The 18,222-nt window shown below is 73.3% G+C and carries 15 protein-coding genes; 6 read left to right on the top strand and 9 right to left on the bottom strand.

What is annotated here, in order from left to right; genetic code table 11:
• Positions 1–66: 66 nt before the first annotated feature.
• Positions 67–804 carry an L-ribulose-5-phosphate 4-epimerase AraD gene (gene araD, locus ABT026_RS30695; RefSeq protein WP_351118471.1) on the bottom strand — a complete coding sequence of 246 codons (738 nt, stop codon included), beginning with the start codon at positions 802–804 and terminating at the stop codon, positions 67–69.
• 322 nt (positions 805–1,126) lie between these two features.
• Here araD and ABT026_RS30700 point away from each other — a divergent pair, with 322 nt between their 5' ends.
• Positions 1,127–2,146 carry a LacI family DNA-binding transcriptional regulator gene (locus ABT026_RS30700; RefSeq protein WP_502968086.1) on the top strand — a complete coding sequence of 340 codons (1,020 nt, stop codon included), beginning with the start codon at positions 1,127–1,129 and terminating at the stop codon, positions 2,144–2,146.
• A 278-nt stretch (positions 2,147–2,424) separates the two neighbouring features.
• On the opposite strand, the gene yjfF is transcribed toward ABT026_RS30700, so the two are convergent.
• The 4 genes from yjfF to ABT026_RS30720 all read right to left on the bottom strand — a co-directional run bounded on the left by yjfF (position 2,425) and on the right by ABT026_RS30720 (position 7,233).
• Positions 2,425–3,450: a galactofuranose ABC transporter, permease protein YjfF gene (gene yjfF / locus ABT026_RS30705; RefSeq protein ID WP_351118473.1), complete on the bottom strand. Its 1,026-nt coding sequence runs from the start codon at positions 3,448–3,450 to the stop codon at positions 2,425–2,427.
• Positions 3,447–4,604: an ABC transporter permease gene (locus ABT026_RS30710; protein WP_351118474.1), complete on the bottom strand. Its 1,158-nt coding sequence runs from the start codon at positions 4,602–4,604 to the stop codon at positions 3,447–3,449. Before ABT026_RS30710 ends, yjfF begins: the two co-directional genes overlap by 4 nt.
• Positions 4,601–6,160, bottom strand: a complete 1,560-nt coding sequence (locus tag ABT026_RS30715; protein WP_351118475.1) for a sugar ABC transporter ATP-binding protein — start codon at positions 6,158–6,160, stop codon at positions 4,601–4,603. The genes ABT026_RS30710 and ABT026_RS30715 overlap by 4 nt, the downstream gene beginning before the upstream one ends.
• A 77-nt stretch (positions 6,161–6,237) precedes the next feature.
• Positions 6,238–7,233 (bottom strand): ABC transporter substrate-binding protein, encoded by a 996-nt coding sequence (locus ABT026_RS30720; RefSeq protein ID WP_351118476.1) that lies wholly within the window; start codon positions 7,231–7,233, stop codon positions 6,238–6,240.
• A gap of 385 nt (positions 7,234–7,618) precedes the next feature.
• Between ABT026_RS30720 and araB the strand changes: the two genes are divergently transcribed.
• Together araB and araA are read left to right on the top strand one after the other, a co-directional pair.
• Positions 7,619–9,280, top strand: coding sequence for a ribulokinase (gene araB, locus ABT026_RS30725; RefSeq protein WP_351118496.1), 1,662 nt, complete (start codon positions 7,619–7,621; stop codon positions 9,278–9,280).
• 89 nt (positions 9,281–9,369) lie between these two features.
• Positions 9,370–10,890 carry an L-arabinose isomerase gene (gene araA / locus ABT026_RS30730; protein ID WP_351118477.1) on the top strand — a complete coding sequence of 507 codons (1,521 nt, stop codon included), beginning with the start codon at positions 9,370–9,372 and terminating at the stop codon, positions 10,888–10,890.
• A 51-nt stretch (positions 10,891–10,941) separates the two neighbouring features.
• Here araA and ABT026_RS30735 read toward each other — a convergent pair whose 3' ends face one another.
• A complete protein-coding gene (locus ABT026_RS30735) occupies positions 10,942–12,168 on the bottom strand; it encodes an aminotransferase class V-fold PLP-dependent enzyme (protein ID WP_351118478.1) in 1,227 nt (408 codons plus the stop codon).
• 98 nt (positions 12,169–12,266) lie between these two features.
• Complete coding sequence (locus tag ABT026_RS30740) at positions 12,267–12,914, bottom strand: TetR/AcrR family transcriptional regulator (RefSeq protein WP_351118479.1); 648 nt, start codon at positions 12,912–12,914, stop codon at positions 12,267–12,269.
• A gap of 194 nt (positions 12,915–13,108) precedes the next feature.
• Between ABT026_RS30740 and ABT026_RS30745 the strand changes: the two genes are divergently transcribed.
• Positions 13,109–13,876: an SDR family NAD(P)-dependent oxidoreductase gene (locus ABT026_RS30745; protein WP_351118480.1), complete on the top strand. Its 768-nt coding sequence runs from the start codon at positions 13,109–13,111 to the stop codon at positions 13,874–13,876.
• A gap of 105 nt (positions 13,877–13,981) precedes the next feature.
• Here the strand turns inward: ABT026_RS30745 and ABT026_RS30750 are convergent, their stop codons facing one another.
• Positions 13,982–14,329 carry a DUF3140 domain-containing protein gene (locus tag ABT026_RS30750; RefSeq protein WP_351118481.1) on the bottom strand — a complete coding sequence of 116 codons (348 nt, stop codon included), beginning with the start codon at positions 14,327–14,329 and terminating at the stop codon, positions 13,982–13,984.
• A 114-nt stretch (positions 14,330–14,443) separates the two neighbouring features.
• Here ABT026_RS30750 and ABT026_RS30755 point away from each other — a divergent pair, with 114 nt between their 5' ends.
• Both ABT026_RS30755 and ABT026_RS30760 read left to right on the top strand, forming a co-directional pair.
• The gene (locus ABT026_RS30755; RefSeq protein WP_351118482.1) at positions 14,444–14,662 is read left to right on the top strand and encodes a hypothetical protein; all 219 of its coding nucleotides are present in this window, start codon (positions 14,444–14,446) and stop codon (positions 14,660–14,662) included.
• Positions 14,663–14,720: 58 nt separating this feature from the next.
• Positions 14,721–17,360 (top strand): SpoIIE family protein phosphatase, encoded by a 2,640-nt coding sequence (locus tag ABT026_RS30760; RefSeq protein WP_351118483.1) that lies wholly within the window; start codon positions 14,721–14,723, stop codon positions 17,358–17,360.
• A gap of 60 nt (positions 17,361–17,420) precedes the next feature.
• Here the strand turns inward: ABT026_RS30760 and ABT026_RS30765 are convergent, their stop codons facing one another.
• On the bottom strand, positions 17,421–18,215 hold the full coding sequence (locus tag ABT026_RS30765) for an SDR family NAD(P)-dependent oxidoreductase (protein WP_351118484.1): 795 nt from the start codon (positions 18,213–18,215) through the stop codon (positions 17,421–17,423).
• Positions 18,216–18,222 lie beyond the last annotated feature (7 nt).

Raw genomic sequence — 18,222 nt, forward strand, 5'->3', positions numbered from 1 at the left:
TGCTGATTGGCGGGGCCATACACCCCCGCCGCATGTGGGCGCCGGGCGCCCCCCCCCCCGCCCGCCTCAGACGGCGGGAACCGCGTCGGCGTTGCCGTAGTAGGCGCCGGGACCGTGCTTACGGGTGTAGTGGCGCTCCAGGAGGTGCGGCGGCGGCTCGGAGGGGGCGCCCAGGCGGGCGCCGAGGGCGAGGGTGTGCAGGGCCATCTCGGCGACGGCCTCGCAGACGACGGCGTTCTCCAGGGAGGCGGTGGCCGTCGGGCCCCAGGTGAAGGGGCCGTGGCGGGACACCAGCGCGCCGGGGACCTCCTCGGCCCGCCGCGGGTCGGACCGGAGCATCTGGACGATGACCTGCCCCGTGTTGAACTCGTAGTCGCTGGCGCACTGTTCGGGGGTCAGGTCCTCGGTGACCGGGACCGGGCCGTTGAAGGTGTCCGCGTGGGTGGTGCCCAGGACGGGGATGGACCGCCGGGCCTGCGCGAAGGCGACGGCGTGGGTGGAGTGGGTGTGGGTGACGCCGCCGATGAACGGGAAGGCCAGGTAGAGGCAGCGATGGGTCTCGGTGTCGGTGGAGGGCCTGAGGGCGCCCTCGACGACCCGGCCGTCGTCGAGGGCCACCACGACCAGGTCCTCCTCGGTGAGGTCGGCGTAGGAGACCCCGGACGGCTTGATGACGAAGACTCCCGCCTCCCTGTCCACGCCGCTCACGTTCCCCCAGGTGAGGGTCGCGAGGCCGGCCTCGGGGATGCGGAGGTTGGCCGCCAGGACCTCTCGACGCAGGCTCCTGAGGGGCGTTGCGTTCACTACGCTCTCACCGTCCTTCCGGGATCGACGGCCCGGCCACCGTGAGTGTTCTCGCGGAAAGCGGCCGCCGTTGTGGGTGGGCCCCAGAATTGTGAGCGCTAACATGGCGCCGACTCAAGGGTGGGGACGAAGTTGCGGTGTCCGAAGAAGAGGTTGGCTGCGATCATGATGTGAGCGCTCGCATCGGGCGCGCACAGGATGGGCCACGGGCCGGCCCGCAGCAAGGGTGCTCCGCGCGCGCGGGGCGGCGCACCCGGGCGGGCCGCCCATCGAGGAGGGAAGAGGATTGATCCAGCAACCGGACGGCTCCAAGGCGCCCACGATGGCGGACGTCGCCCGGGTCGCCGGCGTCTCGCACCAGACGGTCTCGCGCGTGCTCAGCGGACACCCGAACGTGAGCGCCAGGACCCGCGCCGTGGTGACGGAGGTCGTCGAGCGACTGGGTTACCGACGCAACTCGGCGGCCCGGGCCCTCGCGACGCGGCGGACGCACACGCTCGGCGTCATCGCGGTGAACACCACGCTGCACGGCCCCGCCAGCACGCTCGCCGGGGTGCAGGAGGCCGCGCGCGAGCGGGGGTACCTGACCTCCGCCGTCACCCTGCGGGCGGCCACCGAGGAGGCGCTCACCGAGGCGGTGCAGCACCTGGCGGGATGGGGCGTGGAGGGGATAGTCGCCATCACTCCCTGGCGCGACGCCGTGCGGGCGCTCGCGGCGCTGGAGGCCCCGTGCCCGGTGGTCACCGTCGAGGGCGGCCACGACCTGGACCTGCCCGGGGTCTCGCTGGACCAGCACCTGGGCGCCCGCATGGTCACCGAGCACCTGCTGACGACCGGGCACTCCACCGTCTGGCACGTGGCCGGCCCCGCGGACTGGCTGGAGAGCGAGGCGCGCACCGCCGGTTGGGAGGCGGCGCTGCGGGACGCCGGCGTGGAGGCGCCGCCGCTGCTGCGGGGGGACTGGAGCCCGCTGTCCGGCTACCAGGCGGGCCAGCAGCTCGCGGGCCGGGTGCTGGCCTCATCCGGCCGGGCGGGCGGCCTCACGGCGGTGTTCGTCGCCAACGACCAGATGGCGCTGGGGGTGCTGCGGGCGTTCCGCGAGGCGGGGCTGCGCACCCCGGCGGACGTGGCGGTCGCCGGGTTCGACGACATCCCCGAGGCCGAGTTCTTCCCCCCGCCGCTGACCACCGTGCGCCAGGACTTCGCCTCCCTGGGGCGGAGCAGCATCGGCCTGCTGCTGGAGTACATCGAGGGGACGGCGGAGGGGGTCGCCCACCACACCCTGGCCCCCGAGCTGATCGTGCGGGCCAGCACGGCGCGACGCGAGCCCCCGCGCGACTGAGGCGGCCGAGGCGCCTCGCGGCTGAGGCGACCGAGGCGTCCGAAGCGGTCGAAGCGGTCGAAGCGAACCGAGGAGAGCGAACGGACCGAGCCGACCGAGGTCCCGGCGACGACCGAGCCCCGTCGAGGTGACCGAACGCCGCCGGGCGCCGGACCGCGGCCACCGCGGTGGCGTGCGTCCCGGCGCCCGGCGGCGTTCGGTGCGGCGTTCGGTGCGGGCGCGTCCCGGTCGGGGTGCACGGCGGCCACGGCCGCCGCGTGCCCGACCGGGGCCGGCGCTCAGTCGGTCTCGGCGCGGCGCCCCGTCATCAGACGCTGGAGCACGATGAACACCAGCAGCAGTCCGCCGATGACGATCCGGGTCCACCAGGAGCTCAGCGTGCCCTGGAAGTTGATGACGGTCTGGATCATGCCGAGCACCAGGACCCCGAGCGCGGTGCCCAGGACGAAGCCGGAGCCGCCGGTGAGCAGCGTTCCGCCGATGACCGTCGCGGCGATGGCGTCCAGTTCCATGCCCATGGCGTGCAGGGCGTACCCGGACAGCATGTAGAAGGTCATCAGCACGCCGCCGAGGGCCGAGCAGAGGCCGCTGACGGCGTAGACCGCGATCTTCGTGGGCCCCACCGGCAGGCCCATCAGCCGCGCCGAGGACTCGTTGCCGCCCAGCGCGTACACCCCGCGGCCGAAGCGGGTGTGGTGCAGGACGACGAAGGCGATCAGCAGGACGGCCAGGGCGATGACGACGGACACGGAGACGAAGAGGCCACCTGAGCCGTACAGCCGGGTCTGGGCCATGGAGACCGTGGTGGGGTCGTCGATGGTGATGGACTCGGTGCTGATGGTGTAGCAGAGCCCTCGGGCGAGGAACATGCCGGCCAGCGTGACGATGAACGGCTGGATCTCGAAGGTGTGGATGATCCAGCCCATCAGCGCGCCGCCCGCGGCGCCGATCGCCAGGACGAGCGGGATCGTGGCGCCCAGGGACCAGCCGTGGTGCTCGACGAGCGAGGCGGTGATCATCGTGGACAGGGCCACCATGGAGCCGACCGACAGGTCGATGCCGCCGGTGAGGATGACGAAGGTGGCGCCGACGGCGACGACCAGCAGGAAGGCGTTGTCGATCAGCAGGTTGAGGACGACCTGGGTGGAGAAGAAGCCGTCGTAGCGCAGCGATCCGACGGTGAACATCGCCACCAGCAGCACCGCGGTGACGAGCAGGGGGATGCGGCTGCCCGTGACGCGTGAGCCGGTGCGGGTGAACGGGCGGCCGAGGCGCGCGGCCTTGGTGACGGTGCCGGTGCTCATGCGCGGACCTCCTGCTGCGGGCCGGCGGCGGCCGCCTTGCTGTCGGATCGGGCGGGCCGGCTCCCGCGTCGGCGCGCCAGCTTGGCCCGGAAGACCGGCGACTGCACGAGGCAGACCGCGATGACGACGAAGGCCTTGAACACGAGGGTGGTCTCGGGCGGGACGCCGAGGGTGTAGACGGTGGTGGAGAGGGTCTGGATGACGAGCGCGCCCAGGACGGTGCCGCCGAGGGAGAAGCGGCCACCGGTCAAGGCGGTGCCGCCGATCACCACGGCGAGGATGGCGTCGAGCTCGATCCACAGGCCGGCGTTGTTGCCGTCCGCGGCGGAGACGTTGGAGCTGATCATCAGGCCCGCGACGGCCGCGCACACCGCGCTGAAGACGTAGACCAGCGTCAGCAGCCCGGCCGCGCGGATGCCGGTCAGACGGCCGGCGGCGGGGTTGCCTCCGACGGCCTCGATGAGCAGGCCGAGCGCGGTGCGCCGGGTGACGACGGCGGTGAGCGCGACGACCACCGCGGCGAGCAGGACGGCGAAGGGCAGGGTCAGCCAGTAACCCCCGCCGATCATGTGAAACTTGGCGCTGCTCACCGTGATGATCTGCCCGTCGGTGATCAGCTGGGCCACGCCGCGGCCGGCGACCATCAGGATCAGGGTGGCGACGATGGGCTGTACGCCGAGGCGGGCGACGAGCAGGCCGTTGCAGAGGCCGAGGACGACCGCCACGCCCAGCGCGACGGCGACGGCGGTGAGCACGGTGCCGGCGCTGCCGGGGTCGGCGGAGCCGGCGATGTGCTCGCAGGCGAGGGCGCCGGCGATGGCCACGGTGGAGCCGACCGACAGGTCGATGCCGCGGGTGGCGATCACCATGGTCATGCCGAGCGCGACCAGGGTGAGCGGCGCACCGAACTGGAGGATGTCGATCAGGCTGCCGTAGAGGTGTCCGTCCTGCACCCGGACGTCGAAGAAGTCGTGGGTGAAGACGAGGTTGCCGAGCAGCAGGGCGAGCAGCACCAGCGAGGGCCACAGCAGCCGGTGTCCGGCCAGCCGCTTGAGGACGGCACCGGGTGCGGCGCCAGGTGCGGTTCCGGGTGCGGCCCCGGTGGGCGCGCCGGGCGGACCGGTCCGCGGGGACCGGTCGGGCGGGTTGGTCATGAGTCCGCTCCGGTGGCGATGGTGGCCAGAATGCGGTCGGGGGTGACGCTGTCGTCGTTGACGAGGGTGGCCACCATGCGGTGGTCCCGCAGGACGGCGACGCGGTGGCTCAGGCGCAGCACCTCTTCGAGTTCCGCCGAGACGAACAGCACGGCGGTGCCGTCCGCGGCGAGGCGCGCGACGAGTTTCTGGATCTCCGCCTTGGCTCCGACATCGATGCCGCGGGTGGGCTCGTCGAGGATGAGCAGCCGGGGTTCGGTCAGCAGCCAGCGGGCGAGCAGCACCTTCTGCTGGTTGCCGCCGCTGAGGTTGCGCAGCTGGGCCTCGGGGTTGGCGGGCCGGATGTCGAGGGCCTCGATCCAGCGGCGGGTGAGCTCCTCCTGCCGGGCGCGGGACAGCGGGCGCGTCCAGCCGCGTGCGGCCTGGAGCGCCAGGACGATGTTCTCGCGGATCGTCAGCTCGCCGAAGACGCCCTCGGTCTTGCGGTTCTCCGAGCAGAAGGCGATCTTGTGGGTGACGGCGTGGCGGGGCGACCGCAGGGAGACGGCCTTCCCGTCGACGGTCACCTGGCCGTTGTCGGCGCTGTCGGCGCCGAACAGCAGGCGGGCGGCCTCGGTGCGGCCGGATCCGAGGAGGCCCGCGAGGCCGATGACCTCGCCGGGGTGGATGTCGAGGTCGTAGGGCTCGACGGATCCCTTGCGTCCCAGTGCGCGGGCCTGGAGGAGGGGTTCGCCCGCGGCGCGTTCGGCCGCCTCCTCGTGGGCCTGCTCGGAGAGCTCCTCGAGGGTGGCGAGTTCGCCGCCGATCATGTGCTGCACCAGGGTGACCGGGGTGAGTTCGCCGATGGCGTACTCGCCCTGGAGGCGGCCGTTGCGCAGCACGGTGACCCGGTCGCAGAGCTCGAAGACCTGGTCGAGGAAGTGGGTCACGAAGAGGATGGCGACCCCGCGGTCGCGCAGCCGGCGGACCAGGGCGAAGAGCTGGGCGACCTCGTCGCGGTCGAGGCTGGAGGTGGGCTCGTCCAGGACGAGCACCTTGGCGGAGACGTCCACGGCCCGCACGATGGCGACGAGTTGCTGCACCGCAAGGGAGTGGGAGCCGAGCGGGGAGGACACGTCGAGGTCCAGGTCCAGCTCGGTGAGGAGTTCGGCCGCGCGCCGCTTGAGGGCCTTCCAGTGGACCAGTCCGAGGCGCCGGGGTTCACGTCCGATGAGGATGTTCTCCGCCACCGAGAGGTTGGGGCAGAGGTTGACCTCCTGGTAGACGGTGCTGATGCCCGCCTGCAGGGCCTGGAGAGGGTCGGCGAAGGTCCCCGGCCGGCCGTCGACGAGCAGGGTGCCCTCGTCGGCCGCGTGCACGCCGGTGAGCACCTTGATCAGGGTGGACTTGCCGGCGCCGTTCTCGCCCATCAGGGCGTGGACCTCGCCGGGGTGGAGCCGCAGGGCGACCCCGTCCAGGGCGAGGACGCCCGGGAACTGCTTGCGGATGCCGGTGGCCTCCAGGACGGGCCGCCGCTCGCCGGCGTCCGGCACTGCCGGGGTGGACGGGGCTGTCATCCGCCCTCCTCTCACTCGTGTGGCGGTGACGCCGGAGGGGGCGGTGCGTGCCCCCTCCGGCGCCGGTTCCGGTCGCCTCAGTACTGGCGGGTGGGCAGGGCCTCTTCGGCCTGGTCCTGGGTGAAGACGCCTTCCTCGGTCTCGACCCGGGTCGGCACCTCCTGGCCGTCGACGACCTTCTTGGCGAGGTCCATCAGCTGGTCGCCGAGGAGCGGGTTGCACTCCACCACGACGTTGATCTTGCCTTCGGTCATGGCGACGAAGGCGTCCTTGATGCCGTCGACGGAGATGATCTTTATGTCCTTGCCGGGCTTCTTGCCGGCCGCCTCGATGGCCTGGATGGCGCCCAGGGCCATGTCGTCGTTGTGCGCGTAGAGCACGTCGATGTCCTTGTGGGACTTCAGGAAGGCCTGCATGACCTCCTTGCCCTTGGCGCGGGTGAAGTCACCGGTCTGCGAGGCGACGACCTTGAACTTGTCGTCCTTGCCGACGATCTCGGCGAAGCCGGCCTTGCGGTCGTTGGCGGGCGCGGAACCGGTGGTGCCCTGCAGCTCGACGATGTTGACGGGGCCCTTCTCGTCCGCGTACTCCTTGGTCAGCCACTCGCCCGCCGACCTGCCCTCCTTCACGAAGTCCGAGCCGAGGAAGGTCTTGTAGAGCGAGGTGTCCTTGCTGTCGACCGCGCGGTCGGTGAGGATCACCGGGATGCCGGCGTCCTTGGCCTCCTTGAGCACGGTGTCCCAGCCGGACTCCACGACCGGCGAGAAGGCGATGACGTCGACCTTCTGCTGGATGAAGCCGCGGATCGCCTTGATCTGGTTCTCCTGCTTCTGCTGGGCGTCGGAGAACTTGAGGGTGATGCCGGCCTTCTTCGCCGCCTCCTGGACGGACTTGGTGTTGGCCGTCCGCCACCCGCTCTCCGCGCCGACCTGGGCGAAGCCGAGGGTGATCTTGCCGTCCGAGTCCCCTCCCCCGGCCTTCTCGGAGTCGGGCGCCTCGGTGGAACAGGCTGTCAGCGTCGAGGTGGCGAGAAGGAGGACCGTGCTGAGGGCGAGAGCGGCTCTGCGGGCCATGACGTGTGTCCTTTCGAGGTGCACGGAGGGTGCCGTCGATGCGACCGAACACCGGCCGCGCGAAGGGCGGCCTCCTCACGGAGGGCGCGCCGTCGCATTGTGAGCGCTAACAAGACAGGTTCTCAATCCCCTTGCGCGCGTTATCTTTCCGTGACTCGCCGTGACACCCTCAGGCGTGCGAACGCGTCAACTCCGCGCGCGCAGGAGATGCTCACTCTCCGCACGCCTCTTGCGCCGAGAGATTGTGAGCGCTAACACTTCGGTGTCCCCCGCACGCGCCTACGACGGGCTCCGAAGAGCCCCTCCGCGGCCCAACGGCCACCCGAAAGGCATCTCCGTGACCTCTGCCCCTCCTCCCCCGTCCGCCCCCGACTCCGCCGACGACCTGCCCGAGGGTGCCGAGCGGTACACCGTGGGCGTCGACTTCGGCACCCTCTCGGGGCGCGCCGTGGTGGTGCGGGTCCGCGACGGTGAGGAACTGGCCTCCGCGGTCCACGAGTACCGGCACGGCGTGATCGAGGAGCGGCTGCCCGGCTCGGACGCCCCGCTGCCACCCGACTGGGCGCTCCAGCACCCCGAGGACTGGCGTGACGTGCTGCGCGAGGCGGTGCCGGCGGCGGTCGCCGCGTCCGGCGTCGACCCGCGCGCGATCATCGGCGTCGCCACCGACTTCACGGCCTGCACGGTGCTGCCCACGCTGGCCGACGGGACTCCGCTGACCGAGACGCCGCTGGGCGGACGGCCGCACGCCTGGCCCAAGTTGTGGAAGCACCACGCGGCGCAGCCGCAGGCCGACCGGATCAACGCGCTGGCCCATGAGCGCGGCGAGAAGTGGATCGGACGGTACGGCGGGAAGATCTCCGCCGAGTGGCAGTTCGCCAAGGCGCTCCAGCTGCTCGAGGAGGACCCCGAGGTCTACGCGGCCTGCGTGCGCTGGATCGAGGCGGCGGACTGGATCGTCTGGCAGCTCACCGGCCGCGAGTCGCGCAACGCCTGCACCGCCGGATACAAGGGCATCCACCAGGACGGCGGTTACCCGTCCGAGGAGTACCTGGCCGCCCTGAACCCGGACTTCGCCGACTTCGCCCGGACGCGGCTGGAGTTCCCGCTGTCCCCGCTGGGCTCACGGGTGGGGTCGCTCACCGAGGAGGCGGCCGCCTGGACGGGTCTGAGGCCGGGCATCGCGGTGGCGGCCGGCAACGTCGACGCCCATGTCACCGCGGCGGCCGCCCAGGCGGTGGAGAACGGGCGGCTGCTGGCCATCATGGGCACGTCCACCTGTCACGTGATCAACTCGTCGGTGCTGGCCGAGATCCCCGGCGTCTGCGGTGTCGTGAACGGCGGCATCGTGGACGGCGCCTACGGTTACGAGGCCGGACAGAGCGCGGTGGGCGACATCTTCGCCTGGGTGCTGCGTCAGGGCGTGCCGCGCGAGTACCAGGAGGAGGCGGACGCCCGCGGCGAGGACCTGCACGCCCTGCTGACCCGCAAGGCCGCCGGCCAGCCGGTCGGCGCGCACGGCCTGGTCGCGCTGGACTGGCTGAACGGCAACCGTTCCGTCCTGGTCGACCACCACCTCTCCGGCGTCATCATGGGCCTGACCCTGGCCACCCGGCCGGAGGACGTCTACCGGGCGATGCTGGAGGCCACCGCGTTCGGCACCCGCGTCATCGTCGAGACGCTGGAGAACGGCGGCGTCCCGGTGCACGAGTTCGTGGTGGCCGGCGGGCTGGCGAAGAACGAGCTGCTGATGCAGATCTACGCGGACGTGCTGCGCCGTCCGGTCTCCCTCGCGGCGTCCGGTCAGGGGCCGGCCCTGGGGTCGGCGGTCCACGCCGCCGTGGCGGCGGGCGCCCATCCCGACGTGCGCACGGCCACGGCAGCGATGGGCCGGCTGCGGCGCGACGTGTTCGTTCCTGACACCGGCCGGGCGGACGCCTACGACGCGCTGTTCGCCGAGTACCGGCTGCTGCACGACCGCTTCGCGGACGGCGACCAGCTGCACCGCCTGCGGAGGCTGCGCGACGCGGCGCTCGCCGACGGCTGACACCGCCGCGCCTGTCCCCCTCCCCGGCCCGCCCCGCCGCCCTTCCCCGCCCCGTCCACTCTCGGACCACCACGCCACCAGGAGTCCTCGTGCAGAGCCCCAAGAGCCTCAATTCCTCCGTCCGCGAGATCTGGTTCCTCACCGGCAGCCAAGGGCTGTACGGCGAGGACACCCTCAAGCAGGTCGCCGAGCAGTCGCAGCGGATCGCCGCCGTGCTGGACGAGGCGCCGGAGCTGCCCGTGCGCGTCGTCTGGAAGCCGGTGCTGACCGACGCCTCCGCGATCCGCCGTGCCTGTCTCGACGCCAACGCCGACGACGCGTGCATCGGTCTGATCACCTGGATGCACACCTTTTCCCCGGCCAAGATGTGGATCGCCGGCCTGGACGCCCTGCGCAAGCCGCTGCTGCACCTGCACACCCAGTCGAACGTGGCCCTTCCCTGGGACACCATCGACATGGACTTCATGAACCTCAACCAGGCCGCCCACGGCGACCGCGAGTTCGCCCACGTCCAGGGCAGGGTCGGGGTGGCGCGCAAGACGGTGGCCGGCCACGTCAGCGACCCGCTGACGGTCGCGCGGGTCGCCGTCTGGGCGCGCGCCGCGGCCGCCCGTGCCGAGCTGGCCACCCTCAAGGTCGCCCGCTTCGGCGACAACATGCGCGACGTGGCGGTCACCGAGGGGGACAAGGTGGAGGCGCAGCTTCGCCTCGGCGTGTCCGTGAACACCTACGGGGTCAACGACCTGGTCGAGGCGGTGGACGGGGCGCCGCAGGAGGCGGTCACGGCCCTGGTCGCGGAGTACGAGGACGCCTACAAGGTGGCGCCGGAGCTGCGCACGGGCGGGGAGCGGCACGAGGCGCTGCGCTACGCGGCGCGGATCGAGGCCGGACTGCGGTCCTTCCTGACCGAGGGCGGCTTCGGGGCGTTCACCTCCAACTTCGAGGACCTGGGCGGCCTCCGGCAGCTGCCGGGCATCGCCGTGCAGCGGCTGATGGCGGACGGCTACGGCTTCGGCGGGGAGGGCGACTGGAAGACGGCCGTGCTGCTGCGGGCGCTGAAGACCGCCGCGGAAGGGCTGCCGGGCGGCACCTCGTTCATGGAGGACTACACCTACGACCTGACGCCGGGCAACGAACTGATCCTCGGCGCCCACATGCTCGAGGTCTGCCCGTCGGTGGCCGCCGCCACGCCCAGCTGCGAGATCCACCCGCTCGGCATCGGCGGCCGCGAGGACCCCGTGCGGCTGGTGTTCGACGCGGCCCCGGGGCCGGCCGTGGTGGTCGGGCTGGCGGACCTCGGGGACCGGTTCCGGCTGGTGGCCAACGACATCGACGTGGTGGCGCCGCCGCACCCGCTGCCCGCGCTGCCGGTGGCCCGGGCCGTCTGGCGTCCCACGCCCGACCTGCGGACCTCGACGGAGTCCTGGCTGACGGCGGGCGGACCGCACCACACGGTCCTCAGCTCGGCCCTCACCGCGGAGCACCTGGACGACCTGGCGGAGATGCTGCGGGTGGAGCTCGCCCTCATCGACCGGTCGACCACCACCCGTTCCTTCCGGCGCGAGCTGCGCTGGAACCAGGCCTACCACCGGCTGGCGCTCGGCCTGTAGGCGGCGGCCGCCGGAGCCGCGCGGTCCGGCCGCCGGCTCCGGTTCCGGCCGTCAGCCGCGCCTTTCGCGGGCCCAGTCGGTCAGGACGGGGACGCAGGTCTCGGCGAAGTGGGCGTAGTCGTCCGCCGTGTTGTAGGCGTGCGTGGACAGGCGGACGTAGCCGGTGCCGCCGAAGCTGGTGAACGCGGCGGTGACACGCAACTTGCGGGCCACCTCGTCGCGCAGGGCGTCGGCCTCCTCGCGGGTGCCCGCCAGGCCGTCGGGGAGCCGCACCAGCCGCAGGGCGGGGGCGGGCATGCCGACGCGTGCGGTGTGGTCCTCGCCGGTGAGGCGGGAGAAGGCGGCGGCCACAAGATGCTGCGCGTGGTCGCCGAGGGCGGTGGCGTAGGCGCGCACGGCGTCCCAGCCCCAGGTGTCCTCGATCAGGTCCAGGGCGGCGGGCGTCGCCAGGTAGTGCGTGGCGTCGACGGTGCCCTGGTGGTCGAAGCGCTCCGGGAAGGGCTCGGTGGCGCCCCAGGAGTCGATCAGGGGGTACAGGTCCTGGCGTGCCTCGGTGCGGGCGACCAGGACCGCCGTGCCGCGCGGCGCGCAGGGGAACTTGTGGAGGTTGCCGACCCAGTGGTCCACGTCGCCGAGGTCCGCCAGCGGGTCGGCGAGCATGCCGGGCGCGTGGGCCCCGTCGACGAGGAGGGTGACGCCGCGGCGGCGCGCCTCGGCCGCGATGCGCCCGACGGGCAGCAGGCGGGCGGTGGACGAGGTGATGTGGTCGACGACGGCCAGGGCGGTGCGGTCGGTGAAGGCGTCGGTGACGGCCCGGTACGCCTCGTCGGCGGTGGCCTCCAGCGGCACGTGCACGGTGCGCAGGGTTCCGCCCCAGCGCCGGGCCAGGCGGGCCGCCCCCATGGTGACGGCGCCGTAGCCGTGGTCGGTGACCACGATCTCCGCGCCCGCCCGGTGCGGCAGGCTGCCGAAGACGACGCTGGCGCCCGCGCTGGCGTTGGGCACCAGGGCCGTTCCGTCGTGCGGGGCCCCCAGATGCGCGGCGATCCTCCGGCGTGCCTCGGCGATCATCGCGGGCTGCGCGGGGAACCACTCGACGGGTGACGCCTCCATGCGACGGCGCAGGGCCGCCTGGGCGTCCTGCGCGGCGCGCGGGACGGCGCCGAAGGAGCCGTGGTTGAGGTGCCGGACCTCCGGGTCCAGCGACCAGGCGGCAGCGGCGGGACGTCCGTCGGGCAGCAGCAGGGGCGCCGGTGCCGCGGGAGGTTCGGTACGCACGGAACTCGGGACTCCCTGTCGATATGTCGATCTTCGCTCGACGTTCGTCGTTCGTCGTTCGTCGTTCGTCGTTCGCGGACACGATCGCACAGCGGTGGTCAGCCGGGCAGGGCGGTGGCGGCGTGCCCCAGCGCGGCGCGCATCACGTCGCGCAGGGCCGGCGACGCGGGGCCGTCGGCCCGCCGGGCCCATTCCTCGACGGCGATCCGCAGGGCGACGTTGAGGGTGCCGGCCCGCACCCGGACGGCGAGGTCGGACGCGTCGCGGCCCTCACGCTCGGCCAGGATCGCGGCGAAGGCGTCGGCGGCCTCGGAGTGGATCTGCAGCCAGACGGCGCGCAGTCCCGGCTCGCCGGCGGTCAGGCGCACCAGCTGGGCGACCTCGGCACTGTCCTCGTCCCGGCCGGAGGCCGGGTCGTCCAGGCCCAGGGCCTCGGTGAGGGTGACGCCGGGCGGCCAGGCGCGCAGCCGCTCGATGATGTCCTCGAGCCCGGTCAGGAGCAGCGGCCGGACGCACTCCTCCTTGGAGGGGAAGTAGCGCCACAGCGTCCGGGTGGACAGGCCGGCCGCGGCCGCGATCTCGTCGGCGGAGGTGCCGGCGACGCCCTGGGCGGCGAACAGGCGCACGGCCTGCCGGGAGATGTCCAGGCGGGTGGCGGCCTTGCGCCGTTCGGTCAGGGGCGGCCTGCCGGTGCGCCGGGCCGTGGGCCGCGCCGCGGACGGCACGGCGGGTGGTCTGTGGTCCATCGCTCTCTTCCTCGCTGGACGTGCGGAAGGCGCTCCGCACGGGTCGTCAGGCGGGGGCCGTCGTGGGGCTGTCACTGTACGTCACGCTTTCGTGGCATCCGATGCCTTTACGGCACGGCGCGACAGAAAGAGGTACGGTCGTCCTCGCGCCCGCCGCCGCAGGGGTGGCCGGGCGATGCGAGGGAGCAGCAGCAATGAGCAACGAGACCGGCCTGGCCGGCAAGAGCGTGGTCGTCACCGGTGCGGGTTCCGGCATCGGCAGGGCGGCCGCCCTGCGTTTCGCGGCCGCCGGGGCGAAGGTGCTGGTCGCCGACCTGAACGAGGAGACCGCGCGGGAGACCGTGGAGCTGGTGGAGGCCGCCGGCGCCGAGGCGGTCGCGGTGACCGGCGACCTGGGCGACCAGAGTGTCGTGGACCGGGTCGTGGCGACCGCGGTGGAGGAGTTCGGCTCCCTGGACGTGCTGGTCAACAACGCCGGCATCATGGACCGGATGTCCGCGGCGGCCGACGTGTCCGACGCCGAGTGGGACCGCGTGCTCCGCGTGAACCTCACCGCCCCGTTCATGCTGACCCGCGCGGCGCTGCCGCACATGCTGGCCGCCGGCAAGGGCGCGATCGTGAACACGGCCTCCGAGGCCGGCCTGCGCGGCAGCGCCGCGGGCGCCGCCTACACCGCCTCCAAGCACGGTGTGATCGGCCTGACCAAGAACCTCGCGGTGATGTACCGCGGCAAGGGCATCCGTGCCAACGCGATAGCCCCGGGCGGCGTGGCCACCAACATCAAGGTGGAGGCGGAGCAGGGCGCCCACGGCCCGGCGACGATCGCCCCGTACTTCGGCAACATCGGCTCGGTGACCTCCGCGGAGGACCAGGCCGCCGCGATCGTCTTCCTCGCCTCGGACGCCGCCGTCGGCATCAACGGCGCGATCCTGCCGGTCGACAGCGGCTGGGCGGCCGTCTGAGCAAGGCACCGGGGCCCGCGGGAACCGGACCGGGCACGCCACCGCCCGGTGCGGCGCGGCGGATCCGGTGGGGACCGGCCCGGATCCGGTGGGGACCGGCCCGGATCAGGTGGACACCGGCTTGAGGGGGTCGTGCCCCAGGGTCATCAGCCGGTGACGCCAGTTCGACTGGCCCGCCGTGGGCTCCATGTCGACGCCGCGTTCGGCGGTCACCGTGTCGACGACCTTCCGCATCACCCGGAGGTCGTCGCCGGTGAGGTCGCCGCGGCGCTTGCCGAGGATGTCCAGGACGCGGCGCCCGTTCTCGGTGCCCGCCCGGTCCGGGAGCGCCTCGGTGTCCTCGCCGGCGGAGCGGGTCATCAGCCAGTCCTGGAGCTCTCGGGAAGTCATGTTGACCACGGTGTGGAACTCGTTCCACAGGTCGTCCAGCTCGGGGTCCCGGTGGTCTGCCATGATCGTCGCTTCCTTCCGTCCGCGGTGTCGGCACGCTCCGGGTTGCCCGGGGCCCGCGGGGGAAACGGCCGCCCTCCGGATGCGGGGCGCGGCGGCCCGCACCATGCTGGAGCCATGTCCGAGCAGCCACCGGTCGTCGTGGAGCCGCCCGGGCCGTCCGGCGGACGGCGCGTGCGGGTGGACGGGCGTGTGCTGGGCACCGCCTATTCACTGCGGGACGTGACCGCCTTCCTCCAGGAGGCCGGGCTGCAGGGCTGGGACGAGCTGGACGTCGCGGCGTCCGGCCTGATCGACTGGCGTGGCGGCGGCCCCGACACGTGGGCGGAATCCTGATGCGCCACCGTCATGTCGCAGGTGCCGCTCGCGGGCTCTGCGGGTAGAACTGGGGCCTATGCGACCACTGGGCCGATCAGGCATCCTGTCGCGGCGGAGCGTCGCGGCACAGGTCTTCGTCGTGCACGTGGTCATCGTCGTGCTGCTGGTCCTCGCCGCGGTCGCGGCGCTCGTCCTGCAGGGACGCGCCGCCAGCGAGGAGGAGGCCCGCAACCGCTCGCGCGCGGTCGCCGTCGCCTTCGCCGAGGCACCGGGCACCTGGGAGGCACTGCGCTCCCCCGACCCGACGGCGGTGCTCCAGCCGCGGGCCGAGGAGGTCCGCAGGAGCGTGCCGGTGGACTTCGTCGTGGTGCTGAACACCGACGGGATCCGCTACACCCATCCCCGGCCCGACCGCATCGGCAAGAAGTTCGTCGGCGAGATCGGACCGGCGCTGCGGGGCGAGCCGGTCGTGGAGGAGATCACCGGGACCATCGGCCGGCTGGTGCAGGCGGTCGTGCCGGTGCGGGACCCGCAGGGCCGGGTGGTGGGGCTGGTGTCGGCGGGCATCACCGTGGAGAACGTGGGCAACACCGCCGACCGGCAGTTGCCGCTGCTGCTGGGCGCCGCGGGCCTCGCGCTCGCCCTGGCCACGGCGGGCACCGCGGTGGCGGGCCGGCGTCTGCTGCGGCAGACCCACGGGCTCGGGCCGCGCGAGATGACCCGGATGTACGAGCACCACGACGCGGTCCTGCACTCGGTGCGCGAGGGCGTGGTCATCGTCGGCTCGGACGGTGAACTGCTGCTGGCCAACGACGAGGCGCAGCGCCTGCTGGAGTTGCCGGAGGACACCGGCCGCCGCCGTGTCGGCGAGCTGGGCCTGTACCCGGACGTCGCCGAGCTGCTGATGTCGGGACGGGTCGCCACCGACGAGGTCCACCCGGTCGGCGACCGCCTGGTGGTGGTGAACCAGCGGCCGACCCGGCTGCGCGGCGGCCCGTCGGGGTCCGTGGCGACGCTGCGGGACTCCACGGAGCTGCGGGCGCTGGCCGGCCGCGCGGAGGCCGCCCGGGAGCGGCTGGACCTGCTGTACGCGGCGGGTCTCGGCATCGGCGCCAGCCTGGACGTCGGCCGGACCGCGGAGGCCCTGGCCGAGCTGGTGGTCCCGCGGTTCGCCGACCACGCGACGGTGGACCTGTTCGACTCGGTGCTGGAGGGTGACGAGCCGTCGGCGCGGCCGGACCCCTCGGCGCCGCTGCGCCGCACGGCGCGCAGCGGCGTGGACGAGGCGCCCCTGTTCCCGCTCGGTGCGCAGATCCGGGCCGACGGTTCTTCCCCGCAGGCCCGGGTGCTGCGCTCCGGCCGGGCGCTGCTGGAGCCCCGGCTGGAGGAGTCACGGGCCTGGGAGGGCCAGGAGCGCGAGCAGTGGGCGGAACTGCTGGAGCACGGGGTGCACTCGCTGATCGCGGTGCCCGTGCGGGCCGGCGGCCAGGTGCTGGGTGTGGTGGGCTTCTGGCGCGACCGCCGCAAGGAACCGTTCGACGAGGAGGAGCTCGCGGTCTCCGAGGAGCTGGTGACGCGGGCGGCGGTCGCCATCGACAACGCGCGGCGCTTCACCCGCGAGCACGGGATGGCGGTGACGCTGCAGCGCAGCCTGCTGCCGCGCCGGCTGCCGGACCAGGAGGCGCTGGACGTGGCCTACCGCTACCTTCCGGCGCAGGCCGGGGTGGGCGGCGACTGGTTCGACGTGCTGCCGCTGTCGGGGGCGCGGGTGGCGCTGGTGGTCGGCGACGTGGTGGGGCACGGTCTGCACGCGGCGGCCACCATGGGCCGGCTGCGGACGGCGGTGCACACCTTCAGCGCCCTGGACCTGCACCCGGAGGAGCTGCTGGGGCTGCTGGACGAGCTGGTGGCGCGCATCGACCAGGAGGAGAACACCGGCGGCGGCGCCGCCATCACGGGGGCGACCTGCCTGTACGCGGTGTACGACCCGGTGTCGCGGCGCTGCGTGATGTCGCGGGCCGGGCACCTGCCGCCGGCGGTGGTGCGGCCGGACGGACAGGTGGAGTTCCTCGAGGTCCCGGCCGGTCCGCCGCTGGGCCTGGGCGGTCTGCCGTACGAGACGGCGGAGGTGGAGCTGGAGGAGGGCAGCCGGCTGGTCCTCTACACGGACGGGCTGGTCGAGGAGCGGGACCGGGACATCGACGCGGGCCTGGAGCTGCTGCGGGCGTCGCTGGAGCGGGCCGGCGAGTCTCCGGAGGACACCTGCCGGGACGTGCTGGACGGGGTCGCTCCGCGGCCGACGGACGACATCGCGGTGCTGGTGGCGCGCACCCGGGCGATCGGCCCGGACCGCATCGCCATCTGGGACGTGCCGCGGGACCCGTCGGCGGTGGGCCGCATCCGGGCCGCGGCGACCCGGCTGCTGACCGAATGGGGCCTGGAGGAGCAGGCATTCACCACGGAGCTGATCCTCAGCGAGCTGGTGACCAACGCACTGCGGCACGGCAGCGGGCCGGTGAAGGTGCGTGTGCTGCGCGAGCGCGAGCTGATCTGTGAGGTGTCCGACGCGGGCAGCACCGCGCCGCGGCTGCGGCAGGCGGCCGGCTTCGACGAGGGCGGCCGGGGCCTGTTCCTGGTGGCGCAGCTCTCCGAGCGGTGGGGGACGCGGTGGACACCCGAGGGGAAGATCATCTGGGCGGCGCAGCCGTTGCCGTAGGACCGTCGCGGCGGCCGCGTCGCGCTCCCGACGGGGCGGGGAGGGCCGCATGAGGCCGCGTCAGGGCAGGATCGAGTCCACGTAGCCGCCGTCCACCCGCAGGGCGCCGCCGGTGGTGGCCGACGCCTGGTCGGAGGCGAGGTAGACGACCATGTTGGCGATCTCCTCGGGTTCGATCAGCCGCTGGAGCAGGGACTGCGGCCGGTGCCGGCGCATGAACTCCCGCTGGGCCTCCTGCCAGGGGAGGTCCGGGTCGACGAGTTCGTACACGAACGTCTCCACTCCCCCGGTGTGGGTGGGCCCGGCGATCACGGAGTTGACGGTGACGCCGGTGCCCGCGGCCTCCTTGGCGAAGCCCCGGCCCACGGCGAGCAGGGCGGTCTTGCTGGTCCCGTAGTGGATCATCTCGGCGGGGACGGCCACGGCGGAGTCGCTGGCGATGTACACGACTCGGCCCCACCCGCGTTCCTTCATGCCGGGCAGCAGGGCGCGGGTGAGGCGGACGGCGGCGAGCACGTTGACCTCGAAGAAGCGCCGCCACTCGTCGTCGGTGATCTCCAGGGCGGGCCGGGCGCCGAAGACGCCCAGGTTGTTGACGAGGATGTCCGTCTCCGGGAGGGCGCCCACGGCCGTCTCCGCGCCCTCCTCGGTGGCGAGGTCGGCCGCCACGGGCACGAACTCGCCGTCGGGGACCTGGCGTCGGAGGTTCGCGACGGCCTCCTCCAGGCGCCGGGGGTCACGGCCGTTGACGCCGACCCGCGCTCCTGAGCGGGCCAGGCCGGCGGCGATGGCGGCGCCAATGCCCTGGGAGGAGCCGGTGACCAGTGCGGTGCGGTCGGTGAGATCGATCAGCATGGCGGCG

The sequence above is a fragment of the Streptomyces sp. NPDC002734 genome, from assembly GCF_040295685.1.
Lineage (GTDB): Bacteria > Actinomycetota > Actinomycetes > Streptomycetales > Streptomycetaceae > Streptomyces.

What these genes read in the sequence shown, in the direction of transcription:
- ABT026_RS30715 (WP_351118475.1), bottom strand. Translation starts at nt 6,160, where the DNA reads ATGACAGCCCCGTCCACCCCGGCAGTGCCGGACGCCGGCGAGCGGCGG.
- ABT026_RS30760 (WP_351118483.1), top strand. Translation starts at nt 14,721, where the DNA reads ATGCGACCACTGGGCCGATCAGGCATCCTGTCGCGGCGGAGCGTCGCG.
- ABT026_RS30745 (WP_351118480.1), top strand. Translation starts at nt 13,109, where the DNA reads ATGAGCAACGAGACCGGCCTGGCCGGCAAGAGCGTGGTCGTCACCGGT.
- ABT026_RS30765 (WP_351118484.1), bottom strand. Translation starts at nt 18,215, where the DNA reads ATGCTGATCGATCTCACCGACCGCACCGCACTGGTCACCGGCTCCTCC.
- ABT026_RS30720 (WP_351118476.1), bottom strand. Translation starts at nt 7,233, where the DNA reads ATGGCCCGCAGAGCCGCTCTCGCCCTCAGCACGGTCCTCCTTCTCGCC.
- ABT026_RS30710 (WP_351118474.1), bottom strand. Translation starts at nt 4,604, where the DNA reads ATGACCAACCCGCCCGACCGGTCCCCGCGGACCGGTCCGCCCGGCGCG.
- ABT026_RS30755 (WP_351118482.1), top strand. Translation starts at nt 14,444, where the DNA reads ATGTCCGAGCAGCCACCGGTCGTCGTGGAGCCGCCCGGGCCGTCCGGC.
- ABT026_RS30750 (WP_351118481.1), bottom strand. Translation starts at nt 14,329, where the DNA reads ATGGCAGACCACCGGGACCCCGAGCTGGACGACCTGTGGAACGAGTTC.
- ABT026_RS30740 (WP_351118479.1), bottom strand. Translation starts at nt 12,914, where the DNA reads ATGGACCACAGACCACCCGCCGTGCCGTCCGCGGCGCGGCCCACGGCC.
- yjfF (WP_351118473.1), bottom strand. Translation starts at nt 3,450, where the DNA reads ATGAGCACCGGCACCGTCACCAAGGCCGCGCGCCTCGGCCGCCCGTTC.
- ABT026_RS30700 (WP_502968086.1), top strand. Translation starts at nt 1,127, where the DNA reads ATGGCGGACGTCGCCCGGGTCGCCGGCGTCTCGCACCAGACGGTCTCG.